The following is a 16,293-nucleotide window of genomic DNA, read 5'->3' as shown; positions in this document are numbered from 1 at the left end:
GACCATGAAGCAAGAACCACTTTCGCTAAGCAAACGCTCCTTTCTGAAATCGCTAGGAGTTGGAGCGATCGCCTCCACGCTCGCCACCCCACGGCCGAGCAAAGCGGCTTTTTCGTACAAGCCCCTTCCTGAAAAGCTTCTTGTCGCTGGTATTCGCGAATCGAACGACCCCGAGGATGAACTGCATTTCATGTCCGCCACCAAGCTGGCTTCGCTCATTCGGTCTAAGCAACTCTCATCGACGGAGGCGGTTCAGCTTTTCGTGGATCGTATTCATAAAGTGAATCCGTATATAAACGCGGTGGTCACGCCTTGTTTCGAACGCGCTTTCGATGAGGCCAAAAAGGCCGACGAGCTGCTCGCCAAAGGCCAGTCGCTGGGCCCTCTGCATGGAGTTCCGATGACCATCAAGGATTCGATAGACACCGAAGGAGTCGTATCCACGGGAGGAACACAGGGACGCTCTCATTTCGTTCCGGAAAAGGATGCCACCACCGTGGCTCGTCTCCGGGGAGCTGGGGCCATTCTTCTGGGAAAGACCAATACGCCTGAATTCACCTTGGGAGGCGTATCCGGGTTGAATACCACTTCCAACATCCTTTTCGGCATGTCCCGGAACCCCTACAATACGAAGTTCTCCACCTACGGCTCCAGCGGTGGAGCGGGAGCGATCGTGGCGGCAGGAGGCTCCGGTTTCGATATCGGCAGCGACTTCGGAGGCAGCATTCGCTCTCCGTCCCATGCCAATGGCGTCGCCGGTCTCAAACCGACCACTGGTCGCGTCCCGCGCACTGGCCACATCGTCGACTACGGCGGGATGTTCGACTCCTACCAGCAGCTTGGGCCTATGTGTCGAAAAGTGGAAGACATCATCACCTTGATGCCGATCATCTCCGGTCCCGACCACCTTGACGCCATCATCCACGACGTGCCCATGACCGATCCGTCCACGGTCGATATTTCAAAGCTTCGCGTGGCCTACTACCTGCAGCAGGGCGCTGGTGGCATGCGGGCGACGTCCGAGGTTCGCGACGTCGTGCTAAAAGCTGCCAGAGCCATGGAAAACGCAGGCTGTCCGGTTTCCGAGGATACGCCGCCTCGCATTTTGGAAGCGATCGACATTCGCAGCGAGCTCCGCAACGCGGATGGCAATGCCTGGCAGGAGCGCTTGACCAAGAGGTACGGCACCATCGTGCCCGGCCCTTCGCGTCGCTTCGACTACCCGCTGGTGCCCATGCCCCGCGTAACCGAGCTGCTGGAGCTTCAAGACGAGATAAAGAGCGAAATCCTCACCTTCATGGAGGACTACGACATTCTGCTCTGTCCGGTGCGCGGTTTCCCGGTGAGCGAGATCGGCGACCCTCTGGACACGCGTTCCCATCCGGGAGGCAGCTTCACCGCGATCTACAACGTCACTGGCTATCCCGCCGGAGTTATCAGAGGTGGCACCGACAGCAATGGCGTTCCGATCGGCTTCCAAGTCGTTGGTCGCCCATGGGCGGACGGCGTCGTCATGGCAGCCATGTCCTATCTCGAGTCTCAGCTTGGTGGATACATCAAGCCCAATCTTTGATCACCAACTAAGATGAACCGCCTCCTAAAAACAATCGGGATCGCTTCCCTCCTTTTGGCTGGAAGCGCTCCCCTGTCTGCCAAGACCTTCGATCTTTCGACCGCTACCATCGCCGACATCATCGACGCCACCGATGCCGGTGCCTTGAGCTCCGAGAAACTTGTCCAACTCTATCTGGATCGCATCGAGGCCTACGACAAGCAGGGACCGAAGATCAACTCGATCTTCTACCTGAACGAAGAGGCTTTAGCCGAGGCGAAGGCTCTTGATAAGGAAAGATTGAATACAGGCCGCCGATCGCCCTTGCACGGGATTCCGGTCATGGTGAAGGACCTCATCGACGTGAAAGGCTTTCCCACGACAGCGGGTTTCAAGCCTTTCGGCTATCCGATGCCTGAGCGGGACGCCGAGGTCATTCGCAAGCTCAAGGAGGCCGGGGCGATCGTGCTAGCGAAGGTTGCCACCGTGAACTGGTACGGCAACGGCGGTTTCGATTCGGAACAACACCCGACTGGCTGGACGCTGAATCCTTACAATATCGAGCACTCGCCCGGCAGCTCGTCCAACGGTACAGGCGCTTCCATCGCTGCCTGGTTCGCTACCGTGGGCCTGGGAACCGACACCGGGGGCAGCGTGCAAATCCCCTCCTCCTATTCCAGCCTCGTGGGCATGGTCGGCACGCAGGGTCTGGTTTCGCGCAGCGGCATCGTACCGCGCGGTCCCACCCAGGACCGGGCCGGACCGATGACACGTTCCGTCTACGATACCGCGGCCCTTTTTTCGGTAATCGCAGGATGGGATGTGGAAGACCTGACAACGGCCGACGGCATTGGGTACTTTCCCGAAAGCGACTGGGCGGAGCTGCTGGGTACGCCTTCTCTTGAAGGCAAACGCATTGGCGTATTAAGAGAGATGATACAGGACCCCTCCGATCCGGAAGTGATTGAGCGCTTCGAGGCTGCGGTGCAGGATCTGAAGGATGGCGGAGCCCTCGTCGTCGATCCCATTCTCACCGGCACCAACTTGCGCGAATTTTCGGGCAGCCCGATCACTGGCACCACCCATCCTTACGAGCTTGTCCCCGCGTCCAACGCCTACTTGAGACGCCTCGGACCGGACCGCCCTTTCGAAACGATTCAAGACATGTTCGAAGCGGCTGGTATGGATATCGCCCACCCGCGCTACGTGACCGCCATGAGCCTGCCGTCTCCGGAAACGATCGAAGACTACCAAGGACGCCACAAGTTGCGCCTCGCCCTTCGCGAACTGATTGAGGAAACCATCGACAAATGGCAGCTGGACGCCTTGGTCCTGCCTTATCGCACCTTGCCTCCTCCCGCGATTTCCACCGGCCGCACCAGCGGCGATGGCGATCGCAACACGCTCACCTCAGTGACCGGACTGCCTGGCATCATCATGCCGGGTGGATACACCAGCGAAAACCTGCCGGTCGGTATCCAGTTTGTGGGGAAGCGTTTCTCCGATCTCGATTTGCTTCGTGTCGCCTACGGATACGAAGCCGCCTCCCAAAACCGTAAGCCGGCCGAATCCGTGCCCGCTCTTCCCGGTGAAGTCTTCGAATACTAAACGTATGCCAATCCATCTGCTAAAACCATTTGTCGCAGCTAGCATCCTGATCACCGGAGCCCTCGCTCCCTGCTCCGCCAAAACGTTCGATCTGTCCACCGCCAACATCGCCGACGTGCAAGAGGCCATGGACGCGGGCGCCCTCACGGCTGAAAAGCTGGTCCAGCTCTACCTCAATCGCATCGAGGCCTACGACAAGAAAGGGCCCAAGATCAATACGGTCATCACCCTGAACCCGAACGCGCTCGCTGAAGCCCGAGCCTTGGACAAGGAGCGAGCCGAGAGCGGACCGCGTTCGCAGCTGCACGGCATCCCCGTGGTTTTCAAGGATCTGGTAGACATCGTCGGACTTCCCACGACCGCAGGCCACGTTCCCTTCGGAGCACCCATTCCCAAGCGCGACGCCACTCTGGTGGCGAAGCTGAAAGACGCGGGAGCCATCATGCTCGCCAAGGTCTCCACTCGCAACTGGTTCGGCAGCTGGGAACAGCATCCCATCGGCCTGACGCTCAATCCCTACAAGCCGGGCTATTCGCCGGGCTTCACCAGCAACGGAAGCGGAGCGGCCATCGCCAGCTATTTTTCCCAACTCGCCATCGGCACCGACAACAGCGCCTCGGTGCAGCACCCGTCCGCCAACTCCAGCGTGGTCGGCATGGTCGCCAGCCAGGGAATGGTCAGCCGCGCGGGCGTGTTGACCAACTCCGCCACCCAAGATCGCCCCGGCCCCATGGCCCGCAGCGTCTACGATGTCGCGGCTATGATTTCCGTCATGGCGGGCTGGGACGCGGAGGACTTGATGACCTTTCGCCCCATGGGCCACTTTCCGGAGAGCGATTGGTCATTGGAACTTGGAGACAACGAACTTGTGGGAAAACGCATCGGCGTGCTCCGCGAGATGATCTACGAGGGCGAGAAGCACGAGGAGGCGCGCAAGCTTTTCGAAATCGCTCTGGAGGACATGCGCCGCGCCGGGGCCTTCGTCGTCGATCCCATCCTCACCGGAATTGACCTGAAGGAGATGACTCGCAGCGCCTACATCTCACCCGCTCGTTACGAGAAGCGCCCTCATCAGGAAGTTTATCTTAAGCGCCTTGGAGACGCCACAAAGTGGGACTCCATCCAGACCATGTACAATCAGACCGTCGAGCCCGAGGAACCGCTTCCGATGCCCGGAACGGCCGAGGATTCCAAGGCCCGCTACGCCGCTCGCCAGGCCATCATCGACTTGATTCACGAGACCATGGATCGCTTTGATCTCGACGCCATCGCTCTGCCTTATCGCACGCTCCCGCCGGAGCCCTATCCCGGCCCGCGTCCTCCCGAATCAACTACCAACCTCACCTCCTGCACCGGATTGCCCGCTGTCATCGTTCCTGGAGGCTACATTCCAGACAATCGCCCCATCGGTATCCAGATTTTCGGACGGCAGTACGATGATCTGAACGTGCTCAAGATCGCCCACGGCTACGAGCTCGCTAGCAAAAACCGCAAGACGCCCGCTCTCACGCCTCCACTCGATGGCGAAGTATTCGAATATTAAACACACCGCTTCTTTCCCGATCCCTCGCCTTCTCATGTCCTACCTAAAAACGATCACCCGCTGGTCCGCCATGCTCGCTTGCGCCGCCTCGCTCAACGCGGAGACCTTCGATCTATCGCGGGCAAGCATCGCGGAAATTCAATCCGCTATCGACGCGGGAAAACTCAGCTCCGAAAAGCTGGTCCAGCTCTGCCTGAACCGCATCGAGGCTTACGACAAGAAGGGGCCTGAGCTGAAAGCGATTTTTCATCTGAGTCCTGACGCGTTGGATACAGCCCGCAGGCTTGATGCTGAGAGGGCCCAGAGTGGCAAACGCTCTGCCCTTCACGGCATTCCAGTCATCGTGAAAGACCTCGTAGACGTCGCCGAATTGCCCACCACTGGCGGTTTCAAGCCGTTCGGCACGCCGGTTCCCGCTCGTGACGCGGAAATCGTGCGGCGCATCAAGGAAGCGGGCGGGATCATTCTGGCGAAGGCGGCCACCACGAACTGGTTCGGCAACGGCTTTGACGAAACCCATTTCCACGGTCCCACCAAAAACGCCTACAACCCGCTTCACTTTCCCGGCAGCTCCAGCAACGGTCCGGGCGCCGCCATGGCCGCCTGGTACGCCCCCATCGCCATTGGCACCGATACCGGCGGCAGCGTGCGCATCCCCAGCGCCCATTCGGGCCTCGCTGGCATGGTCGCTACGCAGGGCATGGTTTCGCGAGCGGGCATCATGCCGCGCGGGGCCACTCAAGACCGGGCCGGGCCGATGGGACGCTCCATCGAGGATATCGCCACCATGCTCACCGTCATTTCCGGTTGGGACGTAGAAGACGTCATGACCTTCCAGGGATCCGGGCACTATGCCGATCCTAGCTGGTTGGAGGAAATCAAGGCTGCCGATCTGCGAGGCAAACGTATCGGCGTGCTTCGGGAGATGATCTACGAAGGACCGGAGCACGAAGAGGGCCTGACGATCTTCAAACAGACGCTCGAGGCGCTCGAGTCCGCTGGCGCTCAAATCATCGACCCGGTGGTGACAGGGCTCGACTTGAAAACGCTTTCCACTTCCCGCGTGGGCCGAACTGCCGAATACGAGAAAATCTTCGCCCAAAACGCCTACCTTGCCCGCTTCGGAGACGACCGTCCCTACGCCTCCATACAGGAGATGATCGCCTCAAATGACGACGCGCTTTTCTCGGACGCCATGCACAGCGCCCTCGAGCTCGAACATCCCGACACCAGTCCCGAGTATCAAGCGCGGCTCCGACTGCGTACCATGCTGCGAAGCGCCATTTCGGATACAATCGATACCTACGATCTCGATGCCCTGATCTTTCCCTTCAGCACCCTTCCGCCTCGTCGCATCGATAGCGACCAACCACGAGCTCCCGGTGGCAGCAACAGCCTGGCCTCCAACAACGGTCTGCCATCCATCATCCTTCCCGGAGGATACACCAGCGAGAATCTTCCCATCGGTATCGAATTCATCTCAAAGCCCTTCGCGGATCTCGAGCTTCTCAAAGTCGCCGCTGGAGCGGAGAAGGCCATGGAGATGCCAAAGCTCCCTACCACCACGCCTGCCCTTTCGGGAGAGGTATTCGATTACTAGATACACAGTTTAACACCACACGAACACCGAACAACGCCTAAGACCATATGATCAAAGCAAAATCGATACCCCGTATCCTGCTCGCAGCCGGATCGCTACTTGCGACGCAACTTCCGGCAAAAACCTTCGACCTCGCTACGGCGACCGTCGCTGACATCAACGACGCCATGGACGCCGGAGCTCTAACCTCCGAGAAACTTGTCCAGATGTACATCGATCGCATCGAGGCCTACGATAAGAAGGGGCCCGCCGTGAACTGCGTCATCCACTTAAATCCGAAAGCGCTGGAGCAAGCTCGCGCCCTCGACAAGGAGCGAGCGGAAAGCGGACCCCGGTCTCCGATTCATGGCATCCCAATCGTGCTGAAGGACCTCATCGATGTGGCCGGTCTGCCTACCACCGGTGGATTCACCCCTCTGGGAGCGCCCGTGCCGGATCGCGACGCCACCATCGTGGGAAGAATCCACGACGCAGGGGGGATCATTCTCGCCAAGGTTTCCACTACTAACTGGTTCGGAAACGGATTCGACGAGACCCATCCCATCGGCGTAAGCAAAAATCCATACAATCTCGACTACTCTCCGGGCGGCTCGTCCAATGGCAGCGGCGTCGCTATGGCTGCTAATTTCGCTACGCTCGCCATCGGCACCGACACCAGCGTGTCCGTGCAGAGCCCCTCTTCCAACTGCAGTCTCGTTGGCATGGTCGGCACTTACGGCATGGTTAGCCGAGCAGGCATTATCCCTCGCGGAGCGACCCAAGACCGACCCGGTCCCATGGGACGCAGCGTCTACGACGTCGCGACCCTCTTCAGCATTATTTCCGGCTGGGACGCGGAAGACTTCACCACCTTCAATCCGATTGGCCACTTCCCGATGAGCAATTGGGCAGAGGAACTTGATATGCCAAGCCTCGCTGGCAAGCGCATTGGTGTATTGAGAGAAATGATACCTGAAGGTCCCGAGTTCGAAGAAGGCACCGCCATTTTCGAAAAGGCCCTGGTGGACATGCGCGAAGCGGGAGCTTTCATCGTCGACCCGATCCTTACCGGAAACCCTTCCATCGCGGACGAGACCTCGCAACCTCGCCTGCGCACGGCTGAGTACGAAAAGATTCACTTCACCAACGCCTACCTAGCTCGCCTTGGAGCCAAGGCTCCCTTCAAGAACGTGGCCGAATGGATGGAGGCTGTTGGCGAAGACAAATTCTCACGCCGCATGGTAGAGGCCATGTCATTGGAATCTCCTGACAAAAGCCTCGACTACCAAGCTCGCTACCGCACACGTGTGATGTATATCGCTCTCATCGAGGAGCTCATGGATCGCTATGAGCTGGACGCCATCGTGCAGCCTTTTACCGCTGACCCTCCGCCTGCCCTCGACCGCGAACGCCGCCGCGGCGATGGCAACTGGTGGACCGCCAGCCCTGGCACCAACAATCTCTCCTCCTCCCTCGGTTTGCCAGCAGTGGTCGTCCCAGGTGGATACACGGAGGAAACGAACCTTCCGATCTCCATCCAATTCATCGGAAAGCGTTTCGAAGACCTCGACGTTCTCAAGATCGCCTACGGCTACGAGCAGAACTCCATGAACCGCGTATCGCCTCCGACCACTCCTCCTCTCGAGGGCGAAACCTTCGACTACTAAAACGATCAATCCGAGGAGAAAGATCATGAGCGACGGCGCATGGCTATTTACACATCCAGGGAATACAGAAAATTTAGCAACCATAGTCCTTGGCTCGGAAACCAGCCAATCGGTACAGAACACGTCGTGTCTCAAGCGCGGCGTCGGTATGGTGAAACCCTTCGGATTGGTGAGTCGAGCTGACGTAAGGGCGCGCTCCGCCTGGCGCGATCGTGTGGGGCCTAAGGCGAAATGCGTCGCAAATGCAGCCGTCTCCTCTTCCGCCATTTCCGGCTGGGATGCCGGAGAGCTGACGACATCTGACGCGCTCGACCACCATCCGATTCACAACCGGGCTCTTGAGCTCAAGCATGCGATTCGATCGCTCGCAACACCCGAATACCTGAAACTAAGTTATGAATACAAGCCGCATCGTCCGTTACAAGAATCGCCTTAGAGGCGCTTGGCTCCTCTTGCTCTCTTTCGCTGCGCCTCTTCTCTCTCGAGCTGAGTTCGAGCTGATAGAAGCCACCATCGCCGATGCCCACCGGGCTTTCCGCTCCGGCGAGCTCACCGCTAAGGAGCTCACCCAGATGTACTTGGATCGCATCGAAGCCTACGATCAGAAAGGCCCCGCGATCAATTGCGTCATTTCCATCAATCCGGATGCCCTTGAGGATGCGGAGGCTCTCGACGCGGCGTTCGCGAAGGACGGTTTCGTTGGGCCCTTGCACGGCATTCCCGTTCTGGTGAAGGACGAAATCGATGTCGCCGACATGGCCACCACCCTTGGAACGCTGGTATTCAAGGACTACGTCACGCCCAAAGACGCCTTTGTCATTGAAAAACTGAGACAAGCAGGAGCCATAATACTCGGGAAGACGACTTTGAGCGAGTACGCAGGTGGCGACACCTATGGATCCTTTTTCGGAGCATCGCTCAACCCCTACGATCTGACGCGCACCGTGGGAGGATCGTCAGGCGGCTCTGGCGGGGCCATGGCGGCGAACTTCGCCATGATTTCCCTCGGAGAGGAAACCTACGCCTCCATTCGTCGTCCCTCGACATGGAATGGCGTGGTTGGCCTGCGCCCTACCCCTGGTCTCGTAAGCCGCACCGGCATGTGGGATGGCTACCCGACCGTCGCGGCTCAGATGGGTCCCATGTGTCGTACCGTGGAGGATACAGCGAAGCTGCTCGATGTCATGGTCGGGTACGACCCAGAGGATCCTTCCACCGCATGGGGCATCGGCCGAGCTCCGAAAAGCTATACCGACGCTCTTGAAAAGGAGGGTCTGGTTGGGGCTCGCGTTGGCGTTATCCGCGAAAGCATTGGCGGGCGTTCCGACCCGAGCAGCGACGATTTCAAGATCGTGCAAAAGGAATACGATCGAGCGGTCGATGAGCTGAAAGCGGCGGGAGCGATCGTCATCGACGACTTGAAGATCCCGGAGCTAAAGGAGCTCATGTCGCTGCGTTCGGATGATCGGTGGCTGAATGAGGAAGCGCTGCGCATCTACCTGGCTCGCAACCCGGACTCTCCCATCAAAACCCATCAGGATATCGGCAACTCGCCTTATATCGACCAGTCCATTCCCCCACGAAAAGGCGAACGCTGGACTAGCCCGCCTCGCGAAACCGACTACCAGGCAGCCATTGAAGGCAACCGAGCCCGACAGGAACTGCTCACGCGCATACTGGCGGTGATGGCTGAACACGATCTCGACGCGATCGTGCATAATTCCGTCGAGCACCAGCCTTCCCTCGTCAAAGACGGCTTCAATCCGCCCTATGTCAGCGGCAAAGGTGTGCCCTCGATCAATACCAACGTGCGTATGCTTTCCGCCATTACGGTACCGTCAGGCTTCACCTCCATGGGGCTGCCAACTGGGATCACCTTTCTGGGACGCCCCTACGACGAAGCCACCATTTTGAAACTGGCCTACAGCTACGAGCAATCCTTTCCCCATCGCAAGTCGCCGGAAACCACTCCGCCTCTTTCGGACTCCTGAAAAACGCACCTTTGAATCGAGCATAAATTGATTGGGTGGGGGTATCGCTTCGATGCCCCCGCCCTCTCAAATACCAGCAAACACTCTGAAAGCCCTTTCAACTATGATCCAAACACGCCTTTCAAAAACGATGACGCTATTCGCCATCGCTCTCGCTATTCCGCTCGCCGCGACCTCGCTCCAAGCGAAATCGAAAGTTCATGTCCTCGGCACGGGCGGTACCATCTCTGGCGCCGCTCCCAGCCCTGAAATGCTTTCTGGATACAAGTCCGGAACCTATCCCGTCGCCGATCTACTGGCCGAAGTCCCCGAAATCACCGAACTCGCCGACGTCACGAGCGAGCAGATCATCAACGTCGGCTCGGGTCGCATCACCGGCGAGATCCTCCTAAAACTTTCCAAACGCATCAACCAGCTTTGCCAGGAGCAGCCGGACATCGATGGCTTCGTAGTAACCCACGGAACCGGAACGCTGGAGGAAACCGCCTACTTTCTCAATCTCACCGTCCTCAGCGACAAGCCAGTGGTAGTGGTCGGAGCCATGCGTCCATGGACCGCAATCAGCGGCGATGGCCCGCTCAATCTCTACAACGCCGTTCGCGTCGCCTCCGCTCCCGAATCCCGTGGCAAGGGCGCCATGATCGTGCTCAACGACGAGATCAACTCGGCCCGCGAAGGAACGAAAACCGATACATACCGCGTCGAGACTTTCAACTCGCGCGAGTACGGCTTTCTTGGATACGCCGATCCGGATAAAATCGTGTTCTACCGCAAGCCGCTCAAACGGCACACCTTTCAGACTGAGTTCGACGTTACCAAAATCGATGAGCTTCCCCAGGTGGACATCGTCTACGGTTATCAGGAAGCGTCTCGCGGATCGGTCGATGGACTGGTAGCCGCAGGGGTAAAAGGCATCGTCTCCGCATCTGGCTCGCCCGAGATATCCGATGCCCTCGAAGACGCTCAGGCGAAAGGCGTGATGGTCGTGCGCAGCGACCGGAAAGGACAAGGTCGCGTCCTAAACAGCGAACGTCGCCTCGAACAGGGAACCATCAGCGCCGACAATCTACGGCCGCAAAAGGCCCGGCTGCTTTTACAGCTCGCGCTGACCAAGACCAGCGACCCCGTCGAAATCCAACGTATTTTTAACCAGTACTAAGAAAGCGAACCGATATGCGATTCAAAAAACTCTTTCCTTCTTCTCTCGCCCTTGTTGCGACCCTCTCGCTCGCCGCGCTCGCTAGCGCGGCTGTACCCACCGTTGTGATACTGGGGACTGGCGGCACTATTCAGAGCAAGGGTGACACCCGCATGACGCGCTACGACTACCGCGCGGGGCGATTCGACATCACCGAAATCATCGATCTCATTCCTCAAGTAAAGGACCTAGCGAACCTAGAAGCCGAACAGTATACCAACATCGGGAGCCCCAGTATGACGCCCGAGGTCTGGAAGGGCCTGGTCGAGAAGATCAACGAAAAGGCGCTTCGCTCCGATGTATCCGGATTCGTGATAACTCACGGCACCAATACCCTGGAAGAGACAGCGTTCTTTCTCCACCTCACGGTGCAAACCGACAAGCCGGTCGTTGTCGTGGGAGCGCAGCGTCCTTCCACTTCGATCAGCGCCGATGGTCCCATGAACTTCTACAACGCGGTACAAGTCGCGGCCTCTCCCGACGCTCGTGGCAAGGGCGTCTTCATCTGCATGAACCAACAGATCAACAGCGCCCGCGAAGGCACCAAGACCAGCGCCTACAAGGTGGAAGCGTTTCAATCGCGCGATCTCGGCTTCCTCGGCGTCGTCGATCCTGACGGCGTGCATTTTCTCCGCGCTCCCGTTCGCCGTCATACCTACCTTTCGGAATTCGATATCAGCGACATTTCCGAATTCCCGCGCATTGACGTCATCCCTTCCTTCGCGGACGCTTCTGGCGACATCGTGGATTTCGTGGTGGGTGCCGGAGCGAAAGGCCTCGTGCTCGCCGGTCATGGAGCGGGGGGAGCCTCTCCCGCTCAAGGCGACGCCTTCAAGGCCGCGATCAGCAAGGGCGTACCCGTCATCGCTTCCTCACGAACCGGCAGCGGTCGGGTCATCGAAAGCTCGCGCATGACGGAGTCGGGCATCGTCGCGGGAGACAATCTGCTCCCACACAAAGCTCGCATCCTGCTCATGCTCGCCGTGGCCAGCGGCAAGACCGATCGCGAAGAGCTGAAGCGTATCTTCGACCAGTACTAGTTTTAAAACGCCTTTTCCAACTCCGAGATTTCTCCATTCATGATCCGTACACGACTCGCCACTTCATTCATCGTATCCATTTTTCTGATCGTATCCGCCTACGCGGAAAAGGTTAAGATCCCTCTTCACGAAGCGACAATTCTGGACATCCAGAATGCCTTTGATCAAGGGACCTTGACCTCGGAAAAGTTGATACGGATGTATCTCAAGCGCATCGAGGCCTACGACCAAAAGGGTCCTTCTCTCAACGCACTGCTCACGCTAAACGAAGATGCCATCGCGGAAGCGAAGAAACTTGACGCTGAACGCAAGAAGAGCGGTCCGCGCAGCTTGTTGCATGGCATTCCCATTATACCGAAAGACAACTTCGACACCATGGACCTAGCGACCACTGGCGGATTCAAAGGGCTCGAAGGCTCGGTCCCGGTTCGTGATGCGTTCACCATTCGTCGTCTGCGAGAGGCGGGAGCCATCATCCTCGCCAAGTCGAACCTCGACGAGTTCAACAGTGGCTCCAGCGGCACCAGCGGCCTCGGCGGACAGGTTCTCAATCCCTACAATCTCGAAAAAGTGCCGGGCGGCTCCAGCGCCGGCTCAGGCGCGGCGATCGCAGCCGTCTTCGGACAGGTCGGCCTTGGCACGGAAACGGGTTCCTCGATCCGCAATCCTTCTACCAAAAACAATCTGGTAGGCATCGCCTCCACCAACGGTCTGGTGAGCCGCGCCGGCATCGTACCCAGTTCTATCATACTGGACCGAGCAGGCCCCATGGCTCGTAGCGTCACTGATGCTGCCATCGTTCTACATGGGATGGCCGGCATGGACGCGGCCGATCTGACCACCATCGCTAGCATCGGCAAGCTGCCCAAAGAGGGATACCTCTCCTACCTCGACGAAGAGGCCCTCAACGGAGCCCGCATTGGCGTGTTGAGAGCAAATTTCGGCAGCGATCCGGAAGACGAGGAGGCCCTCGCACAAATTGAGGCTGCCATCGAGGCTCTCTCGGAAAAAGGCGCCACCTTGATCGATCCGCTTCCGGTGGGCGAAATAGACATGTTCAAAATGCTGCGCACCGTGAGCGGTTCTCGCGGAGAACGTATGGAGGCCATGAACCACTACCTGGCAGGTCGCGGACCGGACGTGCCCGTCAAGACCTTGAAGGATATCGCCGACAGCGGACTGGCCCTCGGCAAGCTGCAAGAGGGATTTGAACGCGCTCTGGAAGAGCCGCCAATGTATTTCAACGAGAACTACGCCAACTTCGTTCGCAATCGCGAAGCCTTTAAGAGACTCGTTCTGTCATGGTACGACGACTACGAACTCGATGCCATCATCTACCCTTACCAAACCAAACCTGCGTACACCATCGAGCAGGCCGTTCCCGAAGGCGGAGCGGTTCGCGCCGAATACAACAACTACGACGTTATGGGACGCGGCACCCGCATGAGCACCGTGACGGGTTTTCCTGGCATCACCGTACCCGCGGGATTCACGGAAAGCGACGGCATGCCGGTGGGACTGGAGTTTCTTGGAAAGCCGTTCGACGAGGGCAAGCTCATCGGCCTTTGCTACGCCTACGAACAAGCTCATCCCATGAGGAAACTCCCCGCTACCACTCCCGTGCTCAAGGGAGAATGGATCGAATACGAAAAGTAACGAGCGCCTCGCCCTCTCGGTCCCGAGCAAAACCAAGCAATCCATAGTCCGATGAGCCTGCCACCTTGTGCTCATCCGTTCGCTTCGCTCGATGGGCGTCGCCTTCGCTCTTCTCGCTACCACTCCGCTGCACGCGGATTTCGGTCCGTTGCCAGCTTACTCCACGAACAAGGACGACTAACCCCAGCTTAGGTCCTCCTTCGACAAGGGGAGACGGCGTATCCGTTTTCCGGTGGCTGCGAAAATCGCGTTGGTCAAAGCGGGCGGAACCGGAGGAAAGACCGGCTCGCCCAGCCCGGTTGGCGGATTGTCCGTGATCAGAAAATGCGTTTCGATCTTCATGGGAGCCTGATCGATACGCAGCAATGGCATGTCCTCAAAGCCGCTTTGTTCGACTCTGCCTCCCTCGATGGTGATCTCCTGCATCAGCGTGGAGCTCAAAGCATCGCAAACGCAGCCTTCCGCCTGGTTTTCAGCTCCACTGCGGTTCACAATCTGACGTCCCACATCGACCGCCACCACCACACGCTCCACCGTCAGCTTTCCTTCTTTGGAAACATCGACTTGAGCGACGATCGCTGCGTATCCAAGGTGACTGAATCGAAACGCGATTCCTCTTCCCTTTCCTTTAGGAAGGGTTGCTCCCCAATTGGACTTCTCGGCCGCCAGCCTAACGACGCCTGCCATGCGTCCGGTGTCGAAGTCCGGCGAACGCGGGTTCTCCGCTGGCAGAATCCTCGCGTCTCCTAGCAGGTCGAGCCGAAAAGCGACGGGATCCCGACCTGCGGCATGGGCAAGTTCGTCCATAAAGCTCTGCTGGGCGAAACACTGGGCATTCGCTCGCGGAGCGCGATACGGGCCCAAAGGGATGCCATGCTGCATCGGTTCTTGTCGTATCAAGCAATTGGGCACGAGCTGACTGGGGAACTCGTCGGTCCGCAGGCGAGCGACGCCTGACACCTGAGAGGTTTCGTATCCATCGGAAAAGGTCACGAAATGGTCGCTCCAAGCAACGAGTTTTCCCTGGGGATCGACCGCTCCGCGAAAAGAGTGATAGCCCGCGGGACGATACCAGTCGTGCTGCATGTCGTCTTCCCGCGTCCACAAAAGCTGGATGGGGATGCCGGGCATCTCCCGCGCGATGACCGCCGCCTCTACCATGAAATCGTTTCGCAAACGCCTGCCGAATCCCCCACCGATCCGCGTTAGATGCACCGTCACCGCTTCAGGATCAATCTCCAGAACGCGAGCCACGTCGTTGCGGCCTCGTTCCGGAGCCTGCGAAGGCGACCAGATTTCAACCCGCCCTTTGTCAAAAAGCGCCACGGTATTCTGCGGCTCCAAATTCGCGTGCGAGATAAATGGATACTGATAGCGCGCCTCGATTCCAATCGCGTCTTTCTGAGTGAATGCGCTCTCGAAATTCCCATCATTTCGCAAGACCTCTCCCCCGTCGCCTTTTTGCCAAGCCTCTTCCGCATAGCGATAAAACGTCTGATCAGACTCTTGGGAAGTTCGCCCTTCATCCCAGTCGAGTTCCAAGAGCTCTCTAGCCTTCATCGCTTGCCAAGTAGTCTCAGCGACGACGACCACTCCCGAAGCCACCCCTTTCACCGAAATCTCGAACACCTTCAAAACGCCCGCCGCGGACCGAGCTTTGTCGAGTTTCGCGGACCGCAGCGTGCCATTGAACACCGGACACCTGACGAAGCAGGCTACTTTCTGTTGGGGCCGACGAACGTCGATCCCGAACAAGGGTTTCCCCGTCACCAGGGCGCGGTTGTCCACTCCGCTGATTCGCTTTCCCAAAATGTTAAACGCTTGCGGCTCCTTCAGTCGGAGCTGGGACGGATCCGGCACCGCTACGTTCGATGCCTCCATCGCCAGGTCACCGTAGGTCGCGACCTTTCCCGACTTCGAATGCCTCACTTGCCCACGTCCATCCGTATCCAATTCTTCATACGGGACGTTCCAACGCTCCGCCGCCGCCCTCACTAGCATAACCCGCGCGCTGGCGCCAAGGATGCGGTACGGCTCGTAATGCGTGGGCGTGGCTCGGCTTCCTCCCGCCACTTGGCGGCCGTAGTCCTCGTTAAGATCGCCTTGGGTGACAGTGACTTGCTCCCACGCCACGTCGAGCTCCTCCGCGATGATCATGGGCAGGGAGGTTTTCGTACCTTGCCCGCATTCTGGATTGGACGCGATGATTTCGATCTTTCCCTCCGGGCTAATGCTCACGAACAGGTTTGGCGAAAAGTCGGCGCCGCTCGCCGCGTCCTTCGATCCTACAAATGCGCTGGCAAACGTAACCTTGGGCACCATCAGAGCAAGGGCGATCCCTCCACCAGCTAGACTCACCCGCTTGAGAAAGGACCGTCGATCCAATGCCGGCGCGCTCGTCTCGTTTGGAGGAAAGGTGATGGGGTCGATTTCTGAAAGATCCATATACTGATAGGGTA

At 58.6% G+C, this 16,293-nt stretch carries 11 protein-coding genes; 10 read left to right on the top strand and 1 reads right to left on the bottom strand.

The annotated features are described in order from the left end of the window. Window positions 1-4 precede the first annotated feature (4 nt). The 10 genes from QEH54_RS16755 (at window position 5) to QEH54_RS16710 (ending at window position 13,834) form a co-directional block, all read left to right on the top strand. Window positions 5-1,573 carry an amidase gene (locus tag QEH54_RS16755; RefSeq protein WP_309019861.1) on the top strand — a complete coding sequence of 523 codons (1,569 nt, stop codon included), beginning with the start codon at window positions 5-7 and terminating at the stop codon, window positions 1,571-1,573. 12 nt (window positions 1,574-1,585) lie between these two features. Then, window positions 1,586-3,160: an amidase gene (locus QEH54_RS16750; RefSeq protein ID WP_309019860.1), complete on the top strand. Its 1,575-nt coding sequence runs from the start codon at window positions 1,586-1,588 to the stop codon at window positions 3,158-3,160. A gap of 4 nt (window positions 3,161-3,164) precedes the next feature. Then, window positions 3,165-4,703, top strand: coding sequence for an amidase family protein (locus QEH54_RS16745; RefSeq protein ID WP_309019859.1), 1,539 nt, complete (start codon window positions 3,165-3,167; stop codon window positions 4,701-4,703). A gap of 34 nt (window positions 4,704-4,737) precedes the next feature. Next, window positions 4,738-6,303, top strand: a complete 1,566-nt coding sequence (locus QEH54_RS16740; RefSeq protein WP_309019858.1) for an amidase — start codon at window positions 4,738-4,740, stop codon at window positions 6,301-6,303. A gap of 47 nt (window positions 6,304-6,350) precedes the next feature. Continuing rightward, window positions 6,351-7,949 carry an amidase family protein gene (locus tag QEH54_RS16735; RefSeq protein WP_309019857.1) on the top strand — a complete coding sequence of 533 codons (1,599 nt, stop codon included), beginning with the start codon at window positions 6,351-6,353 and terminating at the stop codon, window positions 7,947-7,949. A 25-nt stretch (window positions 7,950-7,974) separates the two neighbouring features. Continuing rightward, the gene (locus QEH54_RS16730) at window positions 7,975-8,385 is read left to right on the top strand and encodes an amidase family protein (RefSeq protein WP_309019856.1); all 411 of its coding nucleotides are present in this window, start codon (window positions 7,975-7,977) and stop codon (window positions 8,383-8,385) included. Beyond that, entirely contained in the window at window positions 8,345-9,940 is a 1,596-nt protein-coding gene (locus QEH54_RS16725; protein WP_309019855.1) for an amidase family protein, read from the top strand. Before QEH54_RS16730 ends, QEH54_RS16725 begins: the two co-directional genes overlap by 41 nt. Before the next feature lie 103 nt (window positions 9,941-10,043). After that, window positions 10,044-11,099, top strand: a complete 1,056-nt coding sequence (locus tag QEH54_RS16720) for an asparaginase (protein ID WP_309019854.1) — start codon at window positions 10,044-10,046, stop codon at window positions 11,097-11,099. Between the two features lie 14 nt (window positions 11,100-11,113). Then, the gene (locus QEH54_RS16715; RefSeq protein WP_309019853.1) at window positions 11,114-12,178 is read left to right on the top strand and encodes an asparaginase; all 1,065 of its coding nucleotides are present in this window, start codon (window positions 11,114-11,116) and stop codon (window positions 12,176-12,178) included. A 39-nt stretch (window positions 12,179-12,217) separates the two neighbouring features. Next, window positions 12,218-13,834, top strand: a complete 1,617-nt coding sequence (locus tag QEH54_RS16710; RefSeq protein WP_309019852.1) for an amidase family protein — start codon at window positions 12,218-12,220, stop codon at window positions 13,832-13,834. 177 nt (window positions 13,835-14,011) lie between these two features. Here the strand turns inward: QEH54_RS16710 and QEH54_RS16705 are convergent, their stop codons facing one another. Further along, window positions 14,012-16,279, bottom strand: a complete 2,268-nt coding sequence (locus QEH54_RS16705; protein ID WP_309019851.1) for a molybdopterin cofactor-binding domain-containing protein — start codon at window positions 16,277-16,279, stop codon at window positions 14,012-14,014. Between the last annotated feature and the right edge of the window lie 14 nt (window positions 16,280-16,293).

Origin of the sequence: Pelagicoccus sp. SDUM812003, assembly GCF_031127815.1 — a bacterium.
Lineage (GTDB): Bacteria > Verrucomicrobiota > Verrucomicrobiia > Opitutales > Opitutaceae > Pelagicoccus.
The sequence above is the reverse complement of the archived record's forward strand: the minus strand, read 5'-3'. Positions and strand labels throughout refer to the sequence as shown.